At 65.6% G+C, this 24136-nt stretch carries 28 protein-coding genes; 19 read left to right on the forward strand and 9 right to left on the reverse strand.

The genetic code is table 11. The features are described from left to right. Window positions 1–98: 98 nt before the first annotated feature. The 4 genes from ASD15_RS13390 to ASD15_RS13405 all read left to right on the forward strand — a co-directional run bounded on the left by ASD15_RS13390 (window position 99) and on the right by ASD15_RS13405 (window position 3016). Window positions 99–590, forward strand: a complete 492-nt coding sequence (locus ASD15_RS13390; protein WP_057155480.1) for a peptidylprolyl isomerase — start codon at window positions 99–101, stop codon at window positions 588–590. Window positions 591–615: 25 nt separating this feature from the next. Beyond that, on the forward strand, window positions 616–1383 hold the full coding sequence (locus ASD15_RS13395) for a UDP-2,3-diacylglucosamine diphosphatase (protein ID WP_057155481.1): 768 nt from the start codon (window positions 616–618) through the stop codon (window positions 1381–1383). A gap of 128 nt (window positions 1384–1511) precedes the next feature. Next, window positions 1512–2249, forward strand: a complete 738-nt coding sequence (locus ASD15_RS13400; RefSeq protein WP_057155482.1) for an ABC transporter substrate-binding protein — start codon at window positions 1512–1514, stop codon at window positions 2247–2249. Further along, window positions 2246–3016 (forward strand): transporter substrate-binding domain-containing protein, encoded by a 771-nt coding sequence (locus ASD15_RS13405; protein WP_157200936.1) that lies wholly within the window; start codon window positions 2246–2248, stop codon window positions 3014–3016. The genes ASD15_RS13400 and ASD15_RS13405 overlap by 4 nt, the downstream gene beginning before the upstream one ends. 1 nt (window position 3017) lies before the next feature. Here ASD15_RS13405 and gudD read toward each other — a convergent pair whose 3' ends face one another. Continuing rightward, window positions 3018–4349: a glucarate dehydratase gene (gudD, locus tag ASD15_RS13410; RefSeq protein ID WP_057155484.1), complete on the reverse strand. Its 1332-nt coding sequence runs from the start codon at window positions 4347–4349 to the stop codon at window positions 3018–3020. Window positions 4350–4433: 84 nt separating this feature from the next. Between gudD and ASD15_RS13415 the strand changes: the two genes are divergently transcribed. After that, window positions 4434–5483, forward strand: coding sequence for a LacI family DNA-binding transcriptional regulator (locus ASD15_RS13415; RefSeq protein ID WP_082551823.1), 1050 nt, complete (start codon window positions 4434–4436; stop codon window positions 5481–5483). 7 nt (window positions 5484–5490) lie between these two features. Here ASD15_RS13415 and ASD15_RS13420 read toward each other — a convergent pair whose 3' ends face one another. Further along, window positions 5491–5883, reverse strand: a complete 393-nt coding sequence (locus ASD15_RS13420; RefSeq protein ID WP_057155485.1) for a RidA family protein — start codon at window positions 5881–5883, stop codon at window positions 5491–5493. Between the two features lie 114 nt (window positions 5884–5997). Here ASD15_RS13420 and ASD15_RS13425 point away from each other — a divergent pair, with 114 nt between their 5' ends. Next, window positions 5998–6915, forward strand: a complete 918-nt coding sequence (locus ASD15_RS13425) for a LysR family transcriptional regulator (RefSeq protein ID WP_057155486.1) — start codon at window positions 5998–6000, stop codon at window positions 6913–6915. 2 nt (window positions 6916–6917) lie between these two features. Here the strand turns inward: ASD15_RS13425 and ASD15_RS13430 are convergent, their stop codons facing one another. Together ASD15_RS13430 and ASD15_RS13435 are read right to left on the reverse strand one after the other, a co-directional pair. After that, the gene (locus tag ASD15_RS13430; protein ID WP_057155487.1) at window positions 6918–7496 is read right to left on the reverse strand and encodes a DinB family protein; all 579 of its coding nucleotides are present in this window, start codon (window positions 7494–7496) and stop codon (window positions 6918–6920) included. Then, the gene (locus ASD15_RS13435) at window positions 7493–7834 is read right to left on the reverse strand and encodes a helix-turn-helix domain-containing protein (RefSeq protein WP_057155488.1); all 342 of its coding nucleotides are present in this window, start codon (window positions 7832–7834) and stop codon (window positions 7493–7495) included. The genes ASD15_RS13430 and ASD15_RS13435 overlap by 4 nt, the downstream gene beginning before the upstream one ends. 127 nt (window positions 7835–7961) lie before the next feature. On the opposite strand from ASD15_RS13435, the gene ASD15_RS13440 reads away from it, so the two are divergent. Continuing rightward, complete coding sequence (locus ASD15_RS13440; RefSeq protein ID WP_057155489.1) at window positions 7962–8480, forward strand: carboxymuconolactone decarboxylase family protein; 519 nt, start codon at window positions 7962–7964, stop codon at window positions 8478–8480. Here ASD15_RS13440 and ASD15_RS13445 read toward each other — a convergent pair. Continuing rightward, a complete protein-coding gene (locus tag ASD15_RS13445) occupies window positions 8468–9211 on the reverse strand; it encodes a hypothetical protein (protein ID WP_057155490.1) in 744 nt (247 codons plus the stop codon). The genes ASD15_RS13440 and ASD15_RS13445 overlap by 13 nt on opposite strands. A gap of 93 nt (window positions 9212–9304) precedes the next feature. After that, entirely contained in the window at window positions 9305–9907 is a 603-nt protein-coding gene (locus ASD15_RS13450; RefSeq protein WP_057155491.1) for a DUF1439 domain-containing protein, read from the reverse strand. Between the two features lie 74 nt (window positions 9908–9981). Here ASD15_RS13450 and ASD15_RS13455 point away from each other — a divergent pair, with 74 nt between their 5' ends. The 4 genes from ASD15_RS13455 (at window position 9982) to ASD15_RS13470 (ending at window position 12964) form a co-directional block, all read left to right on the forward strand. Beyond that, complete coding sequence (locus tag ASD15_RS13455) at window positions 9982–10704, forward strand: DUF72 domain-containing protein (protein ID WP_057155492.1); 723 nt, start codon at window positions 9982–9984, stop codon at window positions 10702–10704. 90 nt (window positions 10705–10794) lie between these two features. Then, complete coding sequence (locus ASD15_RS13460; protein ID WP_057155493.1) at window positions 10795–11166, forward strand: GntR family transcriptional regulator; 372 nt, start codon at window positions 10795–10797, stop codon at window positions 11164–11166. Further along, window positions 11163–12020 carry an ABC transporter ATP-binding protein gene (locus ASD15_RS13465; RefSeq protein WP_057155494.1) on the forward strand — a complete coding sequence of 286 codons (858 nt, stop codon included), beginning with the start codon at window positions 11163–11165 and terminating at the stop codon, window positions 12018–12020. The genes ASD15_RS13460 and ASD15_RS13465 overlap by 4 nt, the downstream gene beginning before the upstream one ends. Then, the gene (locus tag ASD15_RS13470) at window positions 12017–12964 is read left to right on the forward strand and encodes a hypothetical protein (protein WP_057155495.1); all 948 of its coding nucleotides are present in this window, start codon (window positions 12017–12019) and stop codon (window positions 12962–12964) included. The genes ASD15_RS13465 and ASD15_RS13470 overlap by 4 nt, the downstream gene beginning before the upstream one ends. A gap of 45 nt (window positions 12965–13009) precedes the next feature. On the opposite strand, the gene ASD15_RS13475 is transcribed toward ASD15_RS13470, so the two are convergent. Next, window positions 13010–13759, reverse strand: coding sequence for an AraC family transcriptional regulator (locus ASD15_RS13475; RefSeq protein WP_057155496.1), 750 nt, complete (start codon window positions 13757–13759; stop codon window positions 13010–13012). Between the two features lie 110 nt (window positions 13760–13869). Here ASD15_RS13475 and ASD15_RS13480 point away from each other — a divergent pair, with 110 nt between their 5' ends. The 7 genes from ASD15_RS13480 to ASD15_RS13510 all read left to right on the forward strand — a co-directional run bounded on the left by ASD15_RS13480 (window position 13870) and on the right by ASD15_RS13510 (window position 19243). Beyond that, the gene (locus tag ASD15_RS13480; RefSeq protein WP_057155497.1) at window positions 13870–14799 is read left to right on the forward strand and encodes a 4-hydroxyproline epimerase; all 930 of its coding nucleotides are present in this window, start codon (window positions 13870–13872) and stop codon (window positions 14797–14799) included. Beyond that, window positions 14796–15923, forward strand: a complete 1128-nt coding sequence (locus ASD15_RS13485; protein WP_057155498.1) for an FAD-binding oxidoreductase — start codon at window positions 14796–14798, stop codon at window positions 15921–15923. The genes ASD15_RS13480 and ASD15_RS13485 overlap by 4 nt, the downstream gene beginning before the upstream one ends. Beyond that, window positions 15916–16185: a (2Fe-2S)-binding protein gene (locus ASD15_RS13490; protein ID WP_057155499.1), complete on the forward strand. Its 270-nt coding sequence runs from the start codon at window positions 15916–15918 to the stop codon at window positions 16183–16185. Before ASD15_RS13485 ends, ASD15_RS13490 begins: the two co-directional genes overlap by 8 nt. Next, window positions 16182–17504 carry an FAD/NAD(P)-binding oxidoreductase gene (locus tag ASD15_RS13495; RefSeq protein ID WP_057155500.1) on the forward strand — a complete coding sequence of 441 codons (1323 nt, stop codon included), beginning with the start codon at window positions 16182–16184 and terminating at the stop codon, window positions 17502–17504. Before ASD15_RS13490 ends, ASD15_RS13495 begins: the two co-directional genes overlap by 4 nt. A gap of 18 nt (window positions 17505–17522) precedes the next feature. Continuing rightward, complete coding sequence (locus ASD15_RS13500; protein ID WP_057155501.1) at window positions 17523–18434, forward strand: dihydrodipicolinate synthase family protein; 912 nt, start codon at window positions 17523–17525, stop codon at window positions 18432–18434. A gap of 66 nt (window positions 18435–18500) precedes the next feature. Next, on the forward strand, window positions 18501–18713 hold the full coding sequence (locus ASD15_RS13505) for a hypothetical protein (protein WP_057155502.1): 213 nt from the start codon (window positions 18501–18503) through the stop codon (window positions 18711–18713). Between the two features lie 20 nt (window positions 18714–18733). Then, window positions 18734–19243, forward strand: coding sequence for a Clp protease N-terminal domain-containing protein (locus ASD15_RS13510; protein ID WP_057155503.1), 510 nt, complete (start codon window positions 18734–18736; stop codon window positions 19241–19243). A gap of 78 nt (window positions 19244–19321) precedes the next feature. On the opposite strand, the gene ASD15_RS13515 is transcribed toward ASD15_RS13510, so the two are convergent. Together ASD15_RS13515 and ASD15_RS13520 are read right to left on the reverse strand one after the other, a co-directional pair. Next, on the reverse strand, window positions 19322–21253 hold the full coding sequence (locus ASD15_RS13515; RefSeq protein ID WP_057155504.1) for a methyl-accepting chemotaxis protein: 1932 nt from the start codon (window positions 21251–21253) through the stop codon (window positions 19322–19324). A 93-nt stretch (window positions 21254–21346) separates the two neighbouring features. Then, window positions 21347–22258 carry a LysR family transcriptional regulator gene (locus ASD15_RS13520; protein WP_057155505.1) on the reverse strand — a complete coding sequence of 304 codons (912 nt, stop codon included), beginning with the start codon at window positions 22256–22258 and terminating at the stop codon, window positions 21347–21349. 125 nt (window positions 22259–22383) lie between these two features. Here ASD15_RS13520 and gcl point away from each other — a divergent pair, with 125 nt between their 5' ends. Beyond that, a complete protein-coding gene (gene gcl / locus ASD15_RS13525) occupies window positions 22384–24126 on the forward strand; it encodes a glyoxylate carboligase (RefSeq protein WP_057155506.1) in 1743 nt (580 codons plus the stop codon). The last annotated feature ends 10 nt before the right edge of the window (window positions 24127–24136 follow it).

Below are 24136 nucleotides of genomic sequence, written 5' to 3' on the forward strand. Positions count from 1 at the left end.
TAGCGCTTTGGCCGCGCCTGCTGTATAGTCGCGGCCCTGTACGGAACGCATCACAATTTCCAGATCAACACCTCAAGATAACTACGTCAAGGATAATCATGACCACCATCGTCATCACCACCAACATGGGCAAGATCACCGCTGAGCTGGACGCTGAAAAGGCGCCGAAAACGGTTGAGAACTTCCTGGCCTACATGAACGCCGGCCACTACAACAACACCATCTTCCACCGCGTGATCGACGGCTTCATGATCCAGGGCGGCGGCTTCGAGCCAGGCATGAAGCAGAAGCCGGCCGACACCACCGTGGAAAACGAAGCCAAGAACGGCTTGAAAAACGAGCCGTACACCCTGGCCATGGCCCGCACCTCGGCGCCGCACTCGGCATCGGCCCAGTTCTTCATCAACGTGAAGAACAACTCCTTCCTGGACTACCCAGGCCAGGACGGCTGGGGCTACGCTGTGTTCGGTAAAGTCACCGAAGGCACCGAAGTCGTGGACGCGATGAAAAAAGTGAAAACCACCCGCAGCGGCATGTTCGCCGACGTGCCAGTGGAAGACATCGTCATCGAGAAAGTCGAAGCCGTTTAATCGGGCTCGCAGCACGCCCTATCCGATGCAGGCCGACGGCACCAAGCGCATCAGCGCCCTCTTCATTTCCGACCTGCATCTGCAGCCGGCCCAGCCCGCCATCACGGCGGCGTTCCATGCCTTCATGGAACAGCAGGCGCCGGCTGCCGCCTCGCTATACCTGCTCGGCGACCTGTTCGAGTACTGGGCCGGCGACGACGACCTCGCCGAACCGTTCCACCAAGAAATTACCTGCGCCATCCGCCGCGTCAGCGACGCCGGCGTGGCGGTATTCTGGATTGCCGGCAACCGCGACTTCCTGGCCGGCGACGGCTTTGCGGCCGCTTCCGGCGCCACCATCCTGCCCGAAACCTGGGTGGCCGACATCGGCGGCCAGCGCGTGGTGCTGCTGCACGGCGATGCGCAGTGCACCGGCGACCTGAAGTACATGGAGTTCCGCGCCCAGGTGCGCCAGCCCGCGTGGCAACAGCAATTCCTGGCCATGCCGCTGGCCCAGCGCAAGGCCATCATCGCCGGCTTGCGCGACAACAGCCGCAAGGCCCACACCGAAAAGTCCTATGAGATCATGGACGTCACGCCGCAGGCGATTGCCGACATCTTCGAGCAGACCGGCGCCAGCGTCATGATCCACGGCCATACCCACCGCCCCGCCCTGCACGAGGTAGCCGGCAAGCGCCGCTACGTGCTGCCGGACTGGGAGCCGGATTCCGTGCCGCCCCGCGGCGGCTGGATTGCCATCGCCGCAGATGGCGCCATCACCCGCCACCAACTGGATGGCGCCATCATCGCCTGACTTTTTGTAGTCGTGTTACACATCGCTACATTATCCGTGTGGAATTATTAGCAAGTCCCCGCGTATAATCGTTTCATCAATGTGAAATGTGCGGTCCGATGAATCCAGGCTTGAATCCAGGCGTATTAATGGCTACGCCTCTGCTGCTGGCCGCCGTGCTGGCCGCCGCTCCAGCCTCCGCGCAGCCCCTCACGGTCGCCTGGCGCGAGAAGGCGCCCTATTACTACCTGGAAGACGGCATGGAAAAGGGCTTCATGCTGGCCTATGCGAAGCAATTGTTCGCCACCGCCGGCGTGGAGGCGCAATTCGTGCGCGAGCCGCACAAGCGCATCTTCAGCCGCTTCGCCGACGGCACCCGCAACTACTGCTCGATCGCGTGGTACCGCTTGCCGGAACGCGAACGGGTTGCCCAATACTCCCTGCCCGTTTATACCGATCCGCCGCAGACCATCCTGGTGGCGCCGGCAGCCCTGCAGCGCGTGCGCACGCACCCCACCCTGGCTTCGATGATGGCGGACCCGGTCCTGACACTGGCCGTCATGGACGGCGTGTCCTACGGCCCGGAACTGGACGCCCGCATCAAGCAAAGCGCCAACCAGATCATGCGCCGCACCGTGCCCACCTCCAATATGGTGCAAATGCTGGCGGCTGGCCGCGCCTCCTATCTGCTGACGGACCGCAACGACTGGAACTACATGCGCACGCGCCACAAGCAGCTGGCCAGCCTGGTGCAGTATGAAGTGCCTGACCTGCCGCCGGGGCTGAAACGCCACATCCTGTGCAGCCGCGACGTGCCCGCCGCCACCATGGAAAAACTGAACCAGGCCATCCGCACCAGCGCCAAGCCCAGCGCACAAGACAAATGATGGCACCACGCGCCGCCCTTGTCCTTCTTGGCAGCACGCCGCTGGCGGCGGCCTTGGCCATGCCCGCCGCGAATGCGGCAGCCGCCCCCATCACCGTGGCGTGGTCCGAAAAGCCGCCCTATTACTACATCGAGGACGGCCTAGAAAAAGGCTTCCTGCTGGCATACGGCAAAACGCTGTTCGCCGCCGCAGGCATCGAGGCCATCTTTGTGCGCGAACCGCAGAAACGCATCTGGTCGCGCTTCCGTACCGGCATGCGCAACTACTGTTCAATCGGCTGGTACCACCTGGCCGAGCGCACGGCTATCGCGCAATACTCGCTGCCGATTTACACGGACCCAACCCAGATGGTGCTGATCGCGCCGAAGGCGGTGGCACAGGTGCAGGCGCACGCCACGCTGGCCTCCATGCTGGCCGACCCGGCGCTGACGCTGGGCCTGCTGGACGGCTCCTCGTATGGCGCTGCGCTGGACGCGCGCATCCAGCGCAGCGCGAACCGCAAGATGCTCAGCAACGTGAACAGCGTGGGCATGATGCAGATGGTGGCGGCGGACCGTGTTTCCTACATGCTGTCCGACCGCACCGACTGGAACCACATGCGCATCCGCCACCGGGCGCTGGACAGCGTGGTGCAGTATGAAGTGCCGGACGTGCCGCCCGGCCTGAAGCGCCATATCGTGTGCAGCCGGGACATTCCGGCCGCCACCATGGAAAAGCTGAACCAGGCGATCCGCGTGACGCCGAAGCCGGTTCCAGCGGAAAAGTAGATCAGCGCACGAAGCTCGGGCGCTTGTTGTCGAACTTCCAGCCCGGGAAGTAGAACTGCATCGCCACCGCGTCGTCGCGCGCGCCCAGGCCCATGCCCAGGTACACCTGGTGCGCCGCGTCGATCGCGTCCATATCGACTTCCACGCCCAGGCCGGCCCTGGCCGGCACGCTGATCTTGCCGCCCTCGATCTGCATCGGCGCCTTGGTCAGGCGCTGGCCGTCCTGCCAGATCCAGTGCGTGTCGATGGCGGTGATATTGCCCGGCGCGGCTGCGGCCACGTGGGTGAACATGGCGAGCGATATGTCGAAGTGGTTGTTCGAGTGCGAACCCCAGGTCAGGCCCCATTCCTTGCACATCTGCGCCACCCGCACCGAGCCTTCCATGGTCCAGAAGTGCGGGTCGGCCAGCGGAATGTCGACCGACTGCAGCTGGATCGAATGGCCCATCTCGCGCCAGTCGGTGGCGATCATATTGGTGGCGGTGCGCAGGCCGGTGGCACGGCGGAACTCGGCCATCACTTCACGGCCGGAATAGCCGTTCTCGGCGCCGCACGGGTCTTCCGCATAGGCCAGCACGTGGTGCTGGTCGCGGCACAGGCGGATCGCGTCCTTCAGCGACCAGGCGCCGTTCGGGTCGAGCGTGATGCGCGCTTCCGGGAAGCGCCCGGCCAGCGCCGTCACCGCTTCGATTTCCTCCTCGCCGCGCAGCACGCCGCCTTTCAGCTTGAAGTCCTTGAAGCCGTAGCGCTCATAAGCCGCTTCGGCAAGGCGCACCACCGCTTCCGGCGTCATGGCCTTTTCATGGCGCAGGCGCGACCAGGCATCCGGCGCATCTGGCTCGCTGTTGTATGGGAGGTCGGTCACGCTGCGGTCGCCGATGTAAAACAGGTAGCCCAGCACCGGCACTTCGCTGCGCTGCTGGCCGTCGCCCAGCAAGGCGCACACCGGCACGCCCAGGAATTGGCCCAGCAGGTCGAGCAACGCCGATTCCAGTGCGGTGACGGCATGGATCGCAATGCGCAGGTCGAAGGTCTGCAAGCCGCGCCCGCCAGCGTCGCGCTCGGCGAAAGCGGTACGCGCCGCGTTCAGGATGGCCTTGTAGTTGCCGATGGACTGCCCGACCACCATCGCTTGCGCGTCTTCCAGTGTCTTGCGGATCGCCTCGCCGCCCGGCACCTCGCCCACGCCGGTGTTGCCGGCACTGTCCGTCATGAGCACGATGTTGCGCGTGAAGTAAGGGCCGTGCGCGCCGCTCAGGTTGAGCAGCATGCTGTCGCGGCCGGCAACGGGGATGACGCGCATGGCGGTAATGAGCGGGGTCGAATTCTGCATCTTGCACTCCAAATGATTGAAAATGATATATAGTTCACACTATCTACATCAAATCCTACCATAACTACCCAGTCGTCGTACAACATGAAGAAGAACAAACCGGAACTTCGTTTGCTGACCACCCCCACTGCGCAGGTGCAGGTAAGCGGCGCCACGCTGGTGGACGTGGCGAGGGTGGCGGGCGTGTCGCCCATTACCGTGTCACGCGCGCTGAACCAGCCGCAGCTGGTGCGGCCCAACACGCTGGCCAAGGTGCAGGCGGCCGTGCAGGAAACCGGCTATGCGAAAAACATGTTGCCGGGCGGATTGGCGGCCAGCCGCAGCAAGCTGGTGGCGCTGGTGCTGCCGACGATTTCGAACCAGATTTTCGCGGACATGATCCAGGGCACCAGCGACGCGCTGACGCAGGCTGGCTACCAGTTGCTGCTGGGATTTTCCGGCTACGAGGAATGGCGCGAGGAGATCCTGGTGGAGACCATCATGAGCCGGCGCCCGGATGGCATCATCCTGACCGGCACGCTGCACACCGATAACACGCGGCGCCGCTTGCAGCAGTCCGGCACGCCGGTAGTGGAGACCTGGGACATGACGGCCTCGCCGATCGACATGGTAATCGGCTTTTCTCACGAGGAAGTGGGCCATGCGACGGCTACGCATCTGCTGCAACAGGGCTGCCGCCGCTTCGCCATACTGACCGCCGGCGACCCGCGGGCGGCGCGCCGCAACCAGGGCCTGCAGGCGGCACTGGCCAAGCAGGGCGTGAGCGTGGTGGCCACGCACACGGCGCCGGTGCCGGGCACCCTGCCGCTCGGACGCGAAGGCATGGCACAGCTGCTGCAAGCGCACCCCGGCCTGGACGCGGTGGTGTGCAGCTCGGATACCCTGGCGCATGGTGCGCTGATAGAAGCGGCCGCCAGGGGCGTGCAGGTGCCCGGGCAGCTGAAGGTGGTAGGCTTCGGCGACCTGAATTTTGCCAGCCACACCGTACCGCCGCTGTCCACCATCCGCGTGGACGGCGCCCGCATCGGCGCCCTCGCCGCGCAAGCCATCCTGGCGCGCATGGACGGCACCGGCTCGCCGCCCGCCAGGGCCATCAACACCGGCTTCGAACTGGTGCAGCGCGGCAGCAGTTAGCGGACGGTCAAGCCGGCAGCCTGGCGACTACCTTGATTTCAAACTGAAAACCGTACAGCCACGTTACGCCGACGGCGGTGACCGTCGGATGCGGCGCGCCGCCCCAGAATTCCTGCACCACGCGCCAGATGCGCTCGAACTTCGTTTCGGGGTCGACGATAAAGACGGTCACGTCCTGCACATCGTCGAAGGTACACCGCGCGGCGGCCAGGATGGCGTTCAGGTTCTTGAAGGCGAGCCGCACCTGCGCTTCCAGTTCCGGCTCCGGCGAACCGTCCTCGCGGCTGCCGACCTGGCCGGATACAAACAGCAAGCCATCGGCGCGCACGGCGGGCGAATAGCGGTTCTTTTCGTACAGCGCCTGGCGGCCGGGCGGGAAAACGACGTCGCGTACTGGCATGGGTAGCTCCTGAAAGTTGGTGTGGAGAGCACTTTACCTGCATGCGGATTGCGGATAAACACGCAAATCCCGCCATAACTGTTTGTATAATCCAAACAATAACGGGAGGCGGACATGGACAGGTTTGACGCGATGAAGGCCTTTGTACGGGTGGTGGAAGCCGGCAGTTTCACCAAGGCGGCGCTGACGCTGCACATGAGCCGGACCACGGTGACGCAGTTGGTGCAGCAGCTGGAGGCGCGTCTGCGCCTGAAACTGCTGAACCGCACCACCCGCAAGGTCAATGTCACCGAAGACGGCGCCGTGTACTACGAGCGCATCGTGCGCCTACTGGCCGAGCTGGAGGATGTGGAAACCAGCCTGCCCGGCGCCTCGGCGGCGCCGCACGGCGTGCTGCGGGTGGACGTGCCCAGCCCCTTCGCCACCATGATCCTGGTGCCCGCGCTGCCGCTGTTCCACGCGAAGTACCCCGACATCCAGTTCGACCTGGGCGCCAGCGACCGCAAGGTGGACCTGATCGGCGAGAACGTGGACTGCGTGCTGCGCGGCGGCGCCATTGCCGACCTGTCGCTGGCGGCGCGGCACGTGGGCGACCTGCAGCTGGGCGTCTATGCAGCGCCAGCCTACCTGGCGCGCGCCGGCACGCCGCGCCATCCGGCCGAGCTGCAGGACGACGGCCATCGCATCGTCAAGTACCGCTGGTCCGGCAGCGGCGATGGCTTCCCGTACACCATGCGGAAGGACGGCGAGCGCCTGAAGATGCAGGGCCGCCACATCCTGACCATCGACGATGGCAACGCCTACCTGGCGGCAGGCCTGGCGGGGCTGGGCGTGCTTTGGCTACCGGCGTACATGGCGCAGGCGCATGCCACGAGCGGCGCACTGGTGCCGCTGTTCGAAGACTGGCGCACCGAGCCGATGCCGATGCACATCGCTTATCCGCCCAACCGCCATGTCAGCAAGAAGCTGCGCGTGTTCATGGACTGGGTGGCCGAGCTGATGGCGCAGCACGCGCCCGTGACAAGCCGATAAACTCAGCCCCAGATCATCTTCTCGGTCCAGCCCAGCTCCTTGAAATCCTGCTCGCGCAGGTCGGCCTCGCCTGCGCTGAAGAATTCGTCCAGCTGCGGCGGCTCCACGCCGGTGCCGGACAGCATGGCGTGCACCTGGCCGCGATGATGGATCTGGTGGCCGAACAGGTGCGCCAGCAGGCGATAGCGCTTGTCGCGCTGCACTGAGCCGGTGCGCAGTATCATCACCACACGGCCCAGTTCGTCATCCTTCAACTGCTGGCAATATTCGATCAGGCGGCGGTCGGCGTCCTTCTGCGCGGCCCGCAGTTCGGCAACCGTGGCGCAGGGCTCGTCGCGCTCGAAAAAGCCCAGGTAGTTGGGATGCGGCTCCGCGCCGCGCATCTCGCGCTCCAGCGCATCGATGTAGAACCAGTCCACGGTCAGGATGTGGTTCAGCGTGGCCCTGATGGTGGGGAAAAAGCTGGTGCGGCGGGCCTCGAATTCCTCCTGGCTCAACTGCGCGCAGGCTTTCAGCAGGCGGTGGTTGGCCCAGGCATTGTTGTATGCCTCGGTCAGCAGGTGGTGCGAAAGTGTCGTCATATTTTCTCCTTGCTCAATGCGCGCTGCCATTTCTCCGACCAGTGCAGCAGCGGCCCCATGGACTCCAGCAGCCCGGCGCCCAGCACGCTCAACGCATACCCGCCCTCTTCGGCCGAATCGATGATACCGGCGTCGCGCAAATCGTGTAGCCGCTGATTCAGCACCGTCGGCGACATGTCCTCGCAGCGCGCGCGCAGCGCGCGGAAGGTCAGCGCTTCGGCACGTAATTCCCAGATGATGCGCATCACCCAGCGCCTGCCCAGCAGGTCCAGCAAAGCCATGATGGGACGGCCGCTGCGCGAGCCCCGCACCGGCATGCCCGGTTTTGGCGTAGCCATGGTTTCTCCAGGTTTATTCAGGTTCATTAAGGTTTACTCAAATACTGCTACATAAAACGTAGCACAATACGCATCCGCATGCTACATTATCCGTAGCAGCACTGTAGCACTTGTTCAGGAGACCGACATGCAAACACCGAGAATCGCCCCGCTGGATGCGCCCTATGCGCCCGGCGTGCAGCAAGCCTTTGACCGCGTCATGCCGCCGGGGATGGAACCGCTGGGATTGTTCCGCACGCTGGCGCACAGCCCACGCGTGCTGCAGCGCCTGTTCGCCGGCAATCTGCTCGATCCCGGCGCCATCACGCTGCGCGAACGCGAACTGGTCATCCTGCGCACCTGCGCGCGCTGCGGCTGCGACTACGAATGGGGCGTGCACAAGGCGCTGTTCGCGCGCGCCGCCGGGCTGAGCGCCGAAGACATTGCCGCCACGCAGGCCGCGGCCGGCGCCGGGCTGCTGCTGCGCGCCGTCGACGAACTGCACGACAGCGCCGCTATCTCGGAGGCGACGTGGCAGGAGCTGGCGTCGGCCTACCAGCCGGACCAGATCCTCGAAATCATCGCCCTATGCGGCTACTACCACACCATCTCCTTTATCGCCAACGCCTGCCGCGTGGCGCCGGAGGCTTTCGCTCAGGCAGCGTAAGCGGCGTTCAGGCGGCGGATCAGGTCGGCGTTGAGATCGCGGGTGTTGCGGTTCCAGCGCTGCATCGCGCGCTCCAGTTCTGGACGCTGGGCGGCTGCCAGCCGGGTGTCGCCGACGGAGGCGGCCCAGATGGCGTATTCGGCGCGTACCGTGAAGCTGCCATAGCGGGCCAGCGCGTCTTCGAAGGCGGTGCGTGCTTCATCCTGGCGGCCGCCGGCGCCCAACGCCTGGGCGCGCAGCAAGGCGATTTCCTCGGCGCGGAAGCCCGGGTCGGATTGGATGATGAAGTCGAGGTGGCCGATGGCTTCGCCCGCCCGGCCGCACGCCAGGTTGGCGCGCGCGGCGCCGCGGCGGATTTCCAGGTCGGCGCCGAACACGCCGTTCAGGCAGGCGCCGTAGGTGGCGGCGGCTTCCGCTGCGGCGCCCGCCTCCAACTGTGCCTGCGCCAGGCGCATCTGGTTCTGCGCGGTAGGTGTGTAGTCGAAGGCGGCGCGCGCTTCGCGCAGCTCGCGGCCCGGGTCCAGCGTACGCGCCGCCGCCGTGACAACCTTGCGCGCGCCATGCTCAAGCCGCGAGTTGGGCAGGTAGATCGCCACAAAATAGACAATGCTGCCCAGCAGCGGGAAGGAAAACAGGATGAACAGCCAGTAGGTCTGCTGCCGCGACCGCACGGCGTGCACGGCGAAGAACAGCGCGATGGCGATATGGAGTCCGGCACCGATGTACGGCATAACTACCTCTGTCAGCAAAAAGAGGAATTATCGCCGTTCGCAAGCCCGAAAATATACGCGGATTGTCACAGTGCAACACCCGCGAATGGCGCCTTAGCGCTGCGCGGTCTGTCCGGCCTGAGTCGCCGGTTCCAGCATGATGACCAGGGCGCTGGACGTGGTGCGAATGCCGGTCGGCACAAACTGCACGCCCGCGTAGCGCAGGTCTTCCGGCTTGAAGCTGTACAGCGGCACGTCGCGTATCAGCTTGTCGGCCAGGATGTTGGCGGCGCCGGCGATCTGGCGCTGCTGCGATTCAGCTATGCCGTCGATGGCGAAACGGTCCACCTGCGCGTCGCTGAGAAAGACGGCGCTGCGCGCGTTGTCCACCACCAGCCGCCCGGACAGCGCCAGGCTGCCGCGCCACGATTGCCGCATCAGCATGGGCGACACGGTCAGCTCGGCCGACAGCGCGACGCGGTCGTTCTGTCCCACCGTGCTCAGCTGCGGATTGCTCAGCTGAACATCGAACACGCCCAGCACGCGGTGGCTGACGGGGAAGCGCTGGCCCAGGTTCTTCTGCAGGCGCTCGAGCGGCACCTCGAACTGGCGCGGGCCGATCAGGCCCGCGCACGAGGCCAGCAAGCCTGCAGCGGCGGCAGCGGTGGCGATGGTAGCCACGGCAAGGATGTGGCGGCGATGGGGAGTGAAGGTCATCTTGGTTCCGGTTAAGCGGGCGACACACTGCGCCCGGGTGCCGTAGAGTGTATTTCATCCACGACGGAGGCGCCATGGCGGTAGTGCGAATCGGATGCGCGGGCTGGTCCATCCCACGGGCGGCCAGCGGCGACTTTCCCGCCGAAGGCAGCCACTTGCAGCGGTACGCCGCCGTCTTCAACGCCGCCGAAATCAATTCCTCGTTCTACCGCCCGCACCAGCCGCAGGTCTACGCACGCTGGGCCGCCAGCGTGCCGGACGATTTCCGTTTCGCCGTCAAGGCGCCCAAGCAAATGACGCATGAGCTGCGCCTGGCGGATTGCACTGAGGCCATGCAGCGCTTCGCCGGCGAAGCGGCAGGCCTGGGCGCCAAACTGGGCTGCGTGCTGGTCCAGCTGCCGCCCAGCCTGCAGTTCGACCCGGCCCTCGCCGCAACATTCTTCACGCTGGCCCGGCAACACTTCGGCTGCATGCTCGCCTGCGAAGCCCGCCATTCCAGCTGGTTCGGCGGCGCCGCCACCGCCCTGCTGAGCGATGTCGCCGTCACGCGCGTGACCGCCGATCCGCCGGCCGGCCAGCCCGGCCCGCACGTGGCCACCACCGCCACCACCTACGCCCGCCTTCACGGCAGCCCGCGCGTCTACTTTTCGTCCTACGACGGCGAATTCCTGGACCAGGCCGCCGTCAGCCTGGCCGGCCGCGCCGGCAACGGCCACGACGCCTGGTGCATCTTCGACAACACCGCATCCGGCGCCGCCACCGCCAACGCCGTCGCCCTGCTGCAACGCCTGTCCTGACTGCATGCAAAAAAAAAACCGTCGGTGCGCAAATCTAGTGTTATAGTTCACTACAACACCACTTCATCACATCACTAGGAGGACGCATGTATGTGGAATGACAACGCGCCGATTTATCGCCAGCTCAAGGAGCGGGTGCTCGGCATGATGCTGGACGGCTTGCTCAAGCCCGGCGACGCCCTGCCCTCGGTGCGGCAGATCGCCGCCGACTACCAATTGAATCCGATTACCGTATCCAAGGCCTACCAGGAACTGGTAGACGAAAGCCTGGTTGAAAAACGAAGGGGGTTAGGCATGTACGTTACCGAAGGCGCTCACGAAAAACTGCTGGCCACCGAACGCGAACGCTTTGTGCGCGAGGAATGGCCGGCCATGGTGGAGCGCATCCGCCGCCTGGGGCTGGACCTGGAGCAGCTGCTGCGCGCTTCACAGCCTGGCACGCAGCCGGGAGCGCCGGCATGAGCGCCCTGATCACCGCCCGCAACCTCACCAAGCGCTATGGCAAGAAACTGGCGCTGGACGAAGCCAGTTTCGAGATCCAGCCCGGCCGCGTGGTCGGCCTGATCGGCCCCAACGGGTCGGGCAAGACCACCACGCTCAAGGCCATCCTCGGCCTGACCCGCTTCGAGGGCGAACTGTCGGTGCTGGGCATGGACCCGAGCAAGCAGCGCGACGCGCTGATGAACGAAGTGTGCTTCATCGCCGACGTGGCCGTGCTGCCGCGCTGGCTGAAGGTGAAGGACGCGATCGATTTCGTGGAAGGGGTGCATCCGCGCTTCAACCGCGAGAAGGCCGAGCGCTACATCGCCCACACCAAGCTGGAACCGGACATGAAGGTCAAGGCCATGTCCAAGGGCATGATCGTGCAGCTGCACCTGGCGCTGGTAATGGCGATCGACGCCAAGCTGCTGGTGCTGGACGAACCCACGCTGGGGCTGGACATCCTGTACCGCAAGCAGTTCTACCACAACCTGCTGGAGGACTACTTCGACGAGAACAAGACCATCATCATCACCACCCACCAGATCGAGGAAGTGGAGAACATCCTGACCGACCTGATGTTCATCCGCGACGGCAAGATCACGCTGGCGGCGTCGATGGAGGAAATCGGCGACCGCTACACCGAAGTGATGGTGGAGCCGCAGCACATCAACGCTGCCAACGCGCTGGCGCCGATGACGCAGCGCAGCGTGTTCGGCAAGGCAGTGATGCTGTTCGACGGCGCTTCGCGCGCGCAGCTTGAAAAATTCGGCGAGATCCGCACCCCGAGCGTTGCGGACCTGTTTGTCGCCACCATGAAAGGGAGCTACGAATGAAAACGATGAAATGGCTGATCAAGCGCGAGTTCTGGGAACACAAGGGCATGGTGGTGTGGGCGCCTGCCGTGGTGGCCGGGCTGATCGCCCTGCTGACGCTGGGCGGGCTGCTGCTGGGCCGCAACATGGCCTTCGAGGGCAGCGCCAGCAAGATCAGCGTGGAACTGGGCGGCGAGGCGCGCGACACTACCATCGCCATGCTGGCGGACGTCTACATGGCCTTCTCGGTGCCCATCCTGATTATCCTGGGCTTCCTGGTGTTCTTCTACTGCCTCGGCGCGCTGCACGACGACCGCCGCGACCGCAGCCTGCTGTTCTGGAAATCGCTGCCGGTATCGGACCAGATGACGGTGCTGTCCAAGGTGGCGCTGGCACTGGTGGCGATACCGCTGGTCAGCGTGTTGATCGGCATCGCGCTGTCGCTGGTGATTACGCTGCTGCTGGGCGTGAGCATGGCGATGCACGGGGTGAACCTGATCGGCCCGGTGCTGTCCTCGCCCTCCTTCTACCTGTCGCCGCTGCGCCTCCTGGGCCTGCTGCCGGTGTACGTGCTGTGGGCCCTGCCCACCGTGGGCTGGCTGTTGCTGGTGTCGAGCTGGGCGCGCTCCAAGGTGTTCCTGTGGGCGGTGGGCGCGCCGCTGGTGACGGCGGTATTGATCGCCTGGGCCAACAAGATCTTCGGCCTGGGCATGGCGCCGGGCTGGTTCATGGAGAACATCGTCAGCCGCATGCTGCTCGGCGTGGCGCCCGGCAACTGGTTCATGCACAGCCGGATCGATCCGAACCAGCTGGTGCAGGAAGGCGCGGAGCACGTGCGCAACGCGGACCTGTTCAGTGCCTCCTGGAGCACGCTGGGCACCCCGTCGCTGTGGATAGGTGTTGCCGCCGGCGTGGCCATGATCGCCGGCGCCGTGTGGCTGCGCCGCTGGCGCGAGGAAGGCTAAAGGTACGGCTGGGATAGTGTTGCAGGGCGGGTTGGCGGGGCGCGCCTAGCGTAGCGTAACCCGCCGGTACTGAGTCGGCGTCACCCCCACGGTGGCGCGAAACTGGCGGGTGAAAGCACTGTGGTCGCCGTATCCGCACGCCATGGCAATCTCCGCCACGCTGGCAGGCCCGGCCAGCATGCGCGATGCAGCATCCACCCGGGTCTTGATGATGACCTGGCGCGGCGTGAGCTGGTAAATGCGCAGGAAATAGCGCTCCAGCTGCGCCACCGACATATTCGCCGTGCGCGCGAGCTCCGGCAGCGGCAACGGCTGGTCGTAGCGCTCCTGTATCAGCCGCGCCGCCGCAGCCACCTTGTGGTAGGCCGAATTCTTCCTGTCCTCCATGGCCAGGTCGCGCGAAATGCCGGTCAGGCCGACGATGGCGCCCGACGCGCCGCGCAATGCGGTCTTGCGGGTCAGGCACCAGCCTGGATCGCGGTTCGGATACAGGTGCAGCTCCAGCTGGTCCGCGATCTCCGCACCGCCCGCCAGCACCGCTTCGTCCTGCGCCAGGTAATTCTGGCCGAAGGGCCGCGCGAACACTTCGGCCGAGGTCCTTCCCAATAGCGCATCCTTGTGCTTCAAGCCGCAGCGCTTGACCAGCGTCTGGTTCACCACCACGTAGCGGCCCTGCACGTCCTTGACGAAAAACACCACGTCCGGCAGCGCGTCGAACAGCGGCTCGGCAAAGAACACGTCGGCGATGTTTGCGCCCAGTGCCAGGCGGGCGCCTCCCGTTTTTGCGGTATCCATGGCCGCATTCTCGCACGGCCTGCGGACGGAAAGGCGATTGTGCCGATTTCGTCATCTTTGATGCGCAGCGCCTGCAAGACGGCGGGCTGCGGAAGGCATATGATTTCAACATGAAAACCATCTCCATTATCGATTCCCACACCGGCGGCGAACCGACCCGCCTGGTCACCGCAGGCGGGCCGGAACTCGGCAGCGGGCCGTTGCATGAGCGCCTTGAACTGCTGCGCCGCGAGCACGACAACTTCCGTTCCGCCGTGGTGTGCGAACCGCGCGGTTCGGACGTGCTGGTGGGCGCGCTGCTGTGCCAGCCGCATGCGGCCGATTGTGCAGCAGGCGTCATCTTCTTCAACAACGTCGGCTATCTCGGCATGTGCGGGCACGGCACCATCGGGCTGGTGGCTTCGCTGGCTTATATGGGCCGTATCGGCGTGGGCGTGCACCGCATCGATACGCCGGTGGGCGTGGTGGAAGCGGAGCTGCACGCGGACGGCAGCGTGACCGTGGAAAACGTGGCGGCCTACCGCGCGCGGCACGCGGTGACGGTGCGGGTGCCCGGCCATGGCGGCGTGACGGGCGACGTGGCCTGGGGCGGCAACTGGTTCTTCCTGGTGGCAGAGCATGGGCAGGAGCTGCATGTATCGAATGCGGGCGCACTGACGGCGTTTACCTCCGCCGTGCGCAAGGCGCTGGCCGCGGCGGGCATCACCGGCGCGGACGGCGCGGAGATCGACCACATCGAACTGTTTGCGCCTTCGTCCAGCGCGGACAGCCGGAACTTTGTGCTCTGCCCCGGCAACGCCTACGACCGTTCCCCCTGCGGCACCGGCACCAGCGCGAAGCTGGCCTGCCTGGCGGCAGACGGCAAGCTGGCCGAAGGCGCGGTGTGGCGGCAGGAGAGCATTGTCGGCAGCGTGTTCGAGGGCACCTACCGTTACGACGGCGGCAAGCTGATACCGAGCATACGCGGCCAGGCCTGGGTGAACTCGCAGGCCACGCTGATACTCGATCCGTCCGACCCGCTGGTGTGGGGCATACGGTGAGCTTGCCGGACGTGTTGATCGTCGGCGCGGGCATTATCGGCGCGGCTTGCGCGGATGCGCTGTCGGCGCGCGGTCTGCGCGTGACGGTGGTCGAGCAGGAGGTGGTCGGTTCCGGCGCAACGGCGGCCGGCATGGGGCACTTGGTGGTGATGGACGACAATGCGGCCGAGCTGGCGCTATCGGCATGGTCGCTGGAGCTGTGGCGCGAGTTTGTGGCCGGGCAGCCGGGCCGGCACGAGTACAGCCAATGCGGCACCATCTGGGTTGCCGCCGATGATGAAGAGATGGCCGCAGCGCGCGTCAAGGCGCAAACCATGACGGCGCATGGCCTGCCGTGCCGCATGCTCGATGCGCAAAGATTGTACGAACGCGAGCCGCAGCTGCGGCCCGGCCTGGCCGGCGGCCTGCTGGTCGATGGCGACGGCCTGGTCTACCCGCCCAAGAGCGCGCGCATCCTGATGGACCGCGCCATCGCACGCGGCGCCCGGCTGCTCAGCGGCACGGTTCAGCATCTTGAAGGCGGCAATGGCGTCGTCCTGGCGGACGGCACACGCCTGCAGGGCGGACGCATCGTGCTGGCTGCGGGTTCGCGCTCATCGGCGCTGCTGGCCGACCTGCCGGTGCAGCCGAAAAAGGGCCACGTTGCCATTACCGACCGCTACCCCGGGTTTATCCGTCACCAGCTGGTGGAGCTGGGCTACATCAAGAGCGCCCATGCCGCCAGCGGCGACTCGGTGGCGTTCAATTTGCAGCCCCGCCCCACGGGCCAGATCCTGATCGGCTCCTCGCGCCAGTTCGGCACCACAGACTCCGCCGTGGACCACGCCATGATGGCCCGCATGCTGCGCCACGCCGCCGCCTTCACGCCCGCGCTGGCCGGCATGAACGTGCTGCGCTGCTGGACCGGCCTGCGCGCCGCCAGCCCGGACGGCCTGCCCATTATCGGCCCCCACCCTGCCCGCCCCGGCCTGTGGCTGGCCACCGGCCATGAAGGCCTCGGCATCACCACCTCGCTCGCCACCGCGCAGCTGCTGGCCGCGCAGATGCTGGACGAAAGCGCCGCCATCCCGGCGCTGCCCTATCTGCCGGCCCGCTTTTCGCAAATGAGGAGCGCGCATGCCTGAGCTGATCAGCCTCGCGATAGACGGCCAGACCGTCACCGTCCCTGCAGGCAGCACGGTGGTGGCCGCCATCGCCGTACACACGGCAGGTGCCGCTGTCACCCGGCGCTCCGTCAGCGGCATGCTGCGCGGCCCCTTGTGCGGCATGGGCGTGTGCCATGAATGCCGCGTGACGATAGACGGCCGTGCCCACCAGCTGGCTTGCCAGACGCCGTGCGCGCCAGGCATGCAGGTTCGCACTCCGCTCGCGGAGGACGCGGCATGACGCAGCTGTTCGACATCCTCGTCATCGGCGCCGGACCGGCCGGTCTGGCCGCGGCGCACGCGGCGGCTGCGGCGGCGCCGAACGCCCGCATCGGCGTGGTGGACGACAATCCGCTGGCCGGTGGCCAGATCTGGCGCGGCGGCGCGCATCAGCAGCAGGACGGGCGCGCCATTGCGCTGTTGAACGAACTGCAGGCCGCGCCCAACATCACCTTCATGCAGCACCACCGCGTGCTGTATGCGCCCGCCGACGGCCAGCTGCTGGTGCAGTCGCCCGATGCCGCCGCCGTGCTGCACTACCAGCGCCTGATCCTCGCCACAGGCGCGCGCGAACTGCTGCTGCCCTTCCCCGGCTGGACCCTGCCCGGCGTCACCGGCGCCGGCGGCCTGCAGGCGCTCGCCAAGGGCGGCTTTCCGGTAGCGGGCAAGCGCGTGGTCGTCGCCGGCTCGGGCCCGCTGCTGCTGGCCGTCGCCGCCACGCTGACCGAACGTGGCGCGCAGGTTGTCGCCATCGCCGAACAGGCGGCCAAGCCACAGCTGGCGCGCTTCGCCCTCGGCCTGCTCGCCACGCCATCCAAGATCGCACAGGCGCTGAAGCTGTGGCGCAGCCTGCGCGGCATCCCGTACCACCGCGACAGCTACGTGACCGCCGCCAAGGCTAGCAATAGCGCGGCCAACGGCGCAGCCGGCTCGGCTAGCGGCCAGGCAGGGCAACCGCCAGCACAGTTGCACAGCGTCGAACTGCAAAGCGGCGGCCGCACGCAGATCATCGCCTGCGACTACCTGGCCTGCGGCTACGGCCTGGTGCCCAATCCCGAACTGGCGATGGCGCTCGGCTGCGCCATCATTCCGGACACGCAAGCGGTGCGGACCGACACCTGGCAGCTGACCACCGTGCCCGGCATCTACTGCGCCGGCGAAGGCACGGGCGTGGGCGGTGTGGACAAGGCGCTGGCCGAGGGCCGCATCGCCGGCCTGGCCGCGGCCGGCAGGCAGGACTTGGCCCTCCCCTTCATCAGCACCCGCAGCCGCTGGCAGGCATTTGCGCGGCGCCTCGCGCGCGCCTTTGCCCTGCGACCCGAAATTCGCGCACTGGCGGACGACAGCACCATCGTCTGCCGCTGCGAAGACGTTTGCCATGGCGAGCTGCGCCAGCACGACAGCTGGCGCAGTGCCAAGCTACACACGCGCTGCGGCATGGGCCCTTGCCAGGGCCGCATCTGCGGCAGCGCCACCGCCACGCTGTACGGCTGGCGCCCCGATTCGGTTCGCGTTCCGATTACACCGGCACGCGTCGATAGCATCATCATCCAACCATAACCCACCCAGGAGATCAGCATGAGCGCAGCAAAATGGCAGGGCATATTCCCGGCAGTGACCACCAAGTTCCACCCCAACGAGGAACTCGACCACGCCGAAATGGAAAAGCACTTTGAGTTCCAGATCCAGAACGGCGTGCACGGCCTAGTCACCTGCGGCTCGCTGGGCGAGGCCAGCACCTTGTCCTTCGACGAGAAACTGGCTGTCACCAAGACCGCCATCAAGGTTGCCAACGGCCGCGTGCCGGTGCTGGCCAACGTGAGCGAAACCCGCACCGCCAATGCGATCCGCTTCGTCGAGCAGGCGCGCGAACTGGGCGTGGACGGCTTCATGGTGATGCCATCCGTGCTGTACGCGGCGGACGCGCGCGAAGCCAAGGACAACCTGCGCACCATCGCGGCGGCGGCCAGGCTGCCCATCATGGTGTACAACAATCCGGTCACCTACAAGGTGGACCTGACGCCGGAAGACTTCCAGGAACTGGCGGATTGCGAATACATCGTCGCCATCAAGGAATCGACCGACAATATCCGCCGCATCACCGACCTGCGCAATGCCGTGGGCACGCGCTACCAGCTGTTCATGGGCGTGGACGACCTGTCCTTCGAAGGCCTGGCGGTGGGCGCGGACGGCCTGCTGGCCGGCCTGGTGGTGGCCTTCCCGGCCGAGACCGTGGCGCTGTACAAGCTGATGAAAGCCAAGCGCTACGACGAAGCGCTGAAGCTGTACCAGTGGTTCATGCCGCTGCTGCACCTGGACGTGTCGACCAAGCTGGTGCAGAACCTGAAGCTGGTGGAAGCGCTGGCCGGCGTGGGCAACGAGAACGTGCGCCGTCCGCGCCAGCCGCTGCAAGGCGCCGAGCGCGAAAAAGTCACCGCCATCGTCAAGCAGGCGCTGGCCACCCGTCCGGACCTGAGCAAGCTGTTCTAAAACCTGCAGCAAAAAATCTCGTCAACTTTGGTTGACAACCCCACATGCGTCAACTAAAGTTGACGCATGCCTGATCTCCACACACTCACTCTTCCCGAAGAACCATCCGATGCGCTGGCCGCAGTGGTAGCCCTGCGCGCGATGGCCGATCAACTCGAGCGCAAGGCGGTCAGGCAGGCCATCGCGGATGGCTGGACATGGGCCCAGGTGGCGGAGGCGCTCGGCGTCACCAGGCAAGCCGCGCACAAGAAGCACGCGGGCAGCCTGGCGCGGGATTGATTGACTTTAGGAGGCTATCGATGTTTTCCAAGTTTAAGCAGCACCTGCAGGATATGCGCACGATCAAATCGCTGTGCGAAGGCGCGGAAGGCCACGCGCGCGTGGCGGGCCAGGAGCACCCGGGGGCGGAGCACTATGTGCTGTCTGCCCTGGAGCTCGATGATGGGTCGGCGCGGCGCGTGTTCGAGCGGCTGGGCAAGGATGCGGACGCGTACCGCAGGGCGCTGGCGGGGCAGCACGTGGACGCGCTGAAGAAGCTGGGCATCGATGCCGGCGGAGTCGGCGCACCGGCGCCGATCGCGGGCCAGCCGGCGGCGCTGTTTAATTCGCAGCCTTCCGGACAAGCGCTGATGCAGGCGCTGCCGGAACTGGCAAAGCGCTCGTCGACCGCGCTGTGCGGCGCGCACGTGCTGCTGGCGGCGGCGGGCATGCAGCACAGCCTCGCTGCGCGCGCCTTGCGCGCCATGGATGTGGAGCCGCAGGCGCTGGCGCGGGCGGCGGAAGATGAGTTGGGGACGGCGCACGCTTGATGTCCGTGACGGCTCCGGCGGCTTACGGCCGGAGCGAAGCCCCGGCCTAACCGCCTGCGGCATACCGTCCAGCGGCGCTTAGCGCAGCGCGAGTGCGGTGCTGGTGCTGGTGCTGGCGCCGCCAGCGTAGGTGGCGCCGGCTTCTTCGAGCTTGAAGATACCCACCACCTGGTCCAGCCGCGCGGCCTGCTCTTGCAGCGATTGCGCGGCGGCGGCGGCCTGTTCCACCAGCGCGGCGTTCTGCTGCGTGGCGTCGTCCATCTGGATGATGGACTGGTTGACCTGGCCGATGCCGTCGCTTTGTTCGTGGCTGGCCGAGGTGATCTCCACCATCAGCGTGGCGACGTGCTGCACCGAGGCGACGATCTCGGACATGGCGGCGCCCGCCGTGTCGGCCAGCTTGCCGCCGGCCTCCACCTTGCCGACCGAGTCGACGATCAATTCCTTGATCTCCTTGGCCGCAGCCGCCGAGCGCTGCGCCAGGTTGCGCACCTCGGACGCCACCACTGCAAAGCCGCGCCCCTGTTCGCCCGCCCGCGCCGCTTCCACGGCCGCATTCAGCGCCAGGATATTGGTCTGGAAAGCGATGCCGTCGATGACACCGATAATGTCCGACATCTTGCGCGAGCTTTCGGTGATCTCGCCCATCATGTCCACCACCTGCGTGACGACCGTGCCGCCCTTCACCGCAGCCGAGGTGGTGGCGGCCACCAGCTTGTTGGCCTCTTCCGCATTGGAGCTGTTCTGCTTGACGGTGGAAGTCAGTTCCTCCATCGCGGCCGCGGTTTCCTCCAGGTTGGACGCCTGGTGTTCGGTACGCGCAGACAGATCGAAGTTGCCGGTGGCGATCTGGCTGGACGCAGTGGCGATCAAATGGGTACTGTCGCGCACCTTGAGGATGGTGCCGTTCAGCGAAGAGACGAAGCGGTTGAACGCCGCCGCCAGCGCGCCGATTTCGTCCTCCGACTCCACCGGCATGCGGCGGCTCAAGTCGCCGTCGCCGCTGGCGATATCGCCCAGCATCTCGGCGGCGCGCATCACCGGCGCGGCAATCGCGCGGGCAATCAGATAGATGGCGAACAGGCCGATGCCGCCGCCCACCAGCGCCGCGATCAGCGACGACACGGTGGCCGAGCGCACGATATTGCCCAGCACTTCAGACTCCGGCACCTCGGCCAGCACGTACAGGTTCAGCTCGGGCACATAGGACGACGCGACGAACTGCTTGCCGTTGGCGCCGTTATAGGTGCTGTGCGCGAATTTCTCTCCGTTCAGCAGGGTTTTCTGCAGTTCCGGGGTGAAGCCCGGCACGTCCTTCAATTGGTGTTTGCCGTCGCCCAGCGCCGGATCGCGGTGCACGATCAGGGTGCCGTTGGCGCGCACCAGGTAGACGTAGCCGGACTTGCCCAGCTTGTAGGCGCGCACCGTCTGGGCCAGCGAGTTCACGCTCAGCCCCAGGCCGGCCACGGCCAGCTTGCCGGTGGCCGTCTGTACGCGGGTGTTAATGAACAGCATATAGCTATCGGCGCTGATGTCCTTGTCCAGGTCCAGCGTGTAGGCCTTGTTACCGTCGAGGAATCCGTAGAACCACTGGTCGCCCGGCTTGTCCTTGCTCAGGGTGCGGTCGTAGCCGGCATCGGTAAAGTACTTGCCGGTGCTGTGCGAAATCCAGAACACGGTGGCGGCCTGGTTCTTGGCCTTGAGCTGCTTGGCCGCCTTCTTCCACGCTTCCAGCCCTTCGTCGGGCACGCCGGCGTCTTCCCAGTCGTGCAGGAAGGTGTTGTTGGCGGTGGTGAGCGATACCGACAGGGGCTGCGTAATCTGGCGCAGGATGTCGTTGCGGATTTCGCCTATCTGCGCCGGCAACTCTTGTTCCACCACGCGTTCGCGGCTGTTGCTGCTGCTCATGACGATGCTGAGCGTGGAGGAAATGATAATGAACAACAGCAGACAGAGGCCCATGCTCAGCATGAGTTTGTTCTTGATCGACAGACGGCTCAGCAAGGCCATGCGAAACTCCCGGGAATGATGTTGGAATGCCGTCTTACGCGGCCCTATGTTTCAGTGTACCCACAACAATTACACCGACAAAACGATTTTCCACTATCTGTTGCGTGTCCAATACCCTGTTTGCGCGTAAACCGCCTTTAACTCATCTATAAAGAAACGTATCTTGGCAGGCAGGTGTCTTTGCTGTAGATAAACCGCCATGATGTCGTAGTCCGGCAGCGCGAAGTCGTCCAGCACAGTGATCAGGCTGCCCTCGGCCAGCTGCGCCTGGATTTCCCAGGTCGAGCGCCACGCCAGCCCCAGCCCCTCGCACGCCCAGCGGTGCAGTAGTTCGCCGTCGTTGCAATCCAGGTTGCCCTGCACCTTGATGGTCACCGGCTTGCCGCCCTGCTGGAAATACCAGCCGCGCTGCTGCCCGCCCTGCAGGTTGAAAGCCAGGCAATTATGGTGCGCCAGGTCGTCCAGCGTGCGCGGAATACCGTGGCGGTCGAAGTAATCCGGTGTCCCGCATACAACACGCCGGTTCTTGGCCAGCTTGACCGCCACGAAACTCGGGTCGATCACGCCGCCGATGCGGATGCCCAGGTCGTAACCCTCGCGCACCAGGTCGATCACCTGGTCGGTCAGGTTAAAGGAGATCTGCACCTCCGGGTTGGCGGCCAGGAAGGCCGGCGCGTGCGGCGCAACATGCTGGCGCCCGAACGAGGCCGGCGCGGACACAATCAGGTGGCCGGTGGCCTTGTGCCGCCCCTCCGAAATATTGCGCTCGGCCACCTCGAAGTCCGATAGCAGCTTGCGGCAGTCGTCCAGGAACACATTGCCCTGCTCGGTGAGCGTCAGATGGCGCGTGGTGCGGTGCATCAGTTTCACGCCGAGGCGCTTCTCCAGCGCGTCGATACGGCGCCCCAGCATCACCGGCGTGATGTTCTGCACCAGCGCCGCGCGCGCCAGGCTGCCCTTCTCCACCACCGCCACAAAAGCTTCGATTTGTTTGAGTTTATCCATGCGGACATTATTCCATACTCAGAGTATCGAATAAACGGATATTTTGTTGTCTTATCAAGCGAGGAGATCGCCTATAGCATACAAAACATCAACAACGGTATTTGCACATAACTTAGGAGAACACCATGGCAAAGATGACGGCAGCCGAAGCGGCGGTCCACGTACTGCAAAAAGAAGGCATTTCGGTCGCATTCGGCGTACCGGGCGCGGCCATCAACCCGCTGTACGCGGCGCTGAAGAAGAACGGCAGCATCAAGCACATCCTGGGCCGCCACGTGGAAGGCGCCTCGCACATGGCAGAAGGATACACCCGCGCCGCCGCCGGCAACATCGGCGTGTGCATCGGCACCTCCGGTCCCGCCGGCACCGACATGATCACCGGCCTGTACTCGGCCCAGGCCGACTCGATTCCTATCCTGTGCATTACCGGCCAGGCCCCGCGTGCCCGCATGCACAAGGAAGACTTCCAGGCGGTCGACATCTCGTCCATCGCCAAGCCGGTCACCAAGTGGGCCACCACCGTGCTGGAACCGGCCCAGGTGCCGCGCGCTTTCCAGCAAGCGTTCCACCTGATGCGCTCGGGCCGTCCGGGCCCGGTGCTGATCGACCTGCCGTTCGACGTGATGATGGCGCAGATCGAGTTCGATCCCGAGACCTACGAGCCGATGGCAGTGTACAAGCCGCGCGCCACCCGCGCCCAGGTTGAAAAAGCGCTGGGCATGCTGAACGATGCCGACAAGCCCTTGATCACCGCCGGCGGCGGCATCATCAACGCCAACGCCTCGGCGCTGCTGCAGGAATTCGCCGAGATCGTCAACGTGCCGGTGATCCCGACCCTGATGGGCTGGGGCACCATCCCCGACGACCACCCGCTGATGGCCGGCATGGCGGGCCTGCAAACCTCGCACCGCTACGGCAACGCCACCGTGCTGGCGTCGGACTTCATGATCGGCATCGGCAACCGCTGGGCCAACCGCCACACCGGCTCAGTGGACGTGTTCACAGCCGACCGCAGCTTCGTCCACATCGACATTGAACCGACCCAGATCGGCCGCGTCTTCGGTCCCGACCTGGGCATCGTCTCGGACGCCGGCTACGCGCTGGAACTGCTGGTCGAAGTGGCCAAGGAATGGAAGGCCGCCGGCAAGCTGAAGGACCGCACCGGCTGGGTACACCAGTGCCAGGAACGCAAGCGCACCATGCTGCGCAAGACCCACTACGACGAAGTGCCGGTCAAGCCGCTGCGCGTGTACGAAGAAATGAACAACTACTTCGGCCGCAACACCCGCTACGTGTCGGCCATCGGCCTGTCGCAGATCGCCGCCGCGCAGTTCCTGCATGTGTACCAGCCGCGCAACTGGATCAACTGCGGCCAGGCCGGTCCGCTGGGCTGGACCATCCCCGCCGCGCTGGGGGTCCGGGCCGCCGATCCGACCACCGACATCGTCGCGATCTCGGGCGACTACGACTTCCAGTTCCTGATCGAAGAGCTGGCCGTGGGCGCGCAATTCAAGCTGCCTTACATCCACGTGCTGGTCAATAACAGCTACCTGGGCCTGATCCGCCAGTCGCAGCGCGGCTTCGACATGGACTACTGCGTGCAACTGGCCTTCGAGAACGTGAACGCGCCGGAACTGAACGGCTACGGCGTGGACCACGTTGCCGTGGTCGAAGGCCTGGGCTGCAAGGCGATCCGCGTGCACAAGCCGGACGACATCATCCCTGCGTTCGAACGTGCCCGCGAACTGATGGCGCAATTCAGCGTGCCTGTCGTGGTCGAGATCATCCTGGAGCGCGTGACCAACATCGCCATGGGTACCGAGATCAACGCCATCAATGAATTCAACGACATCCTGGATGTCGCGTAAGGAGTAGACC

Source organism: Massilia sp. Root351 (assembly GCF_001425045.1).
GTDB lineage: Bacteria > Pseudomonadota > Gammaproteobacteria > Burkholderiales > Burkholderiaceae_D > Rugamonas.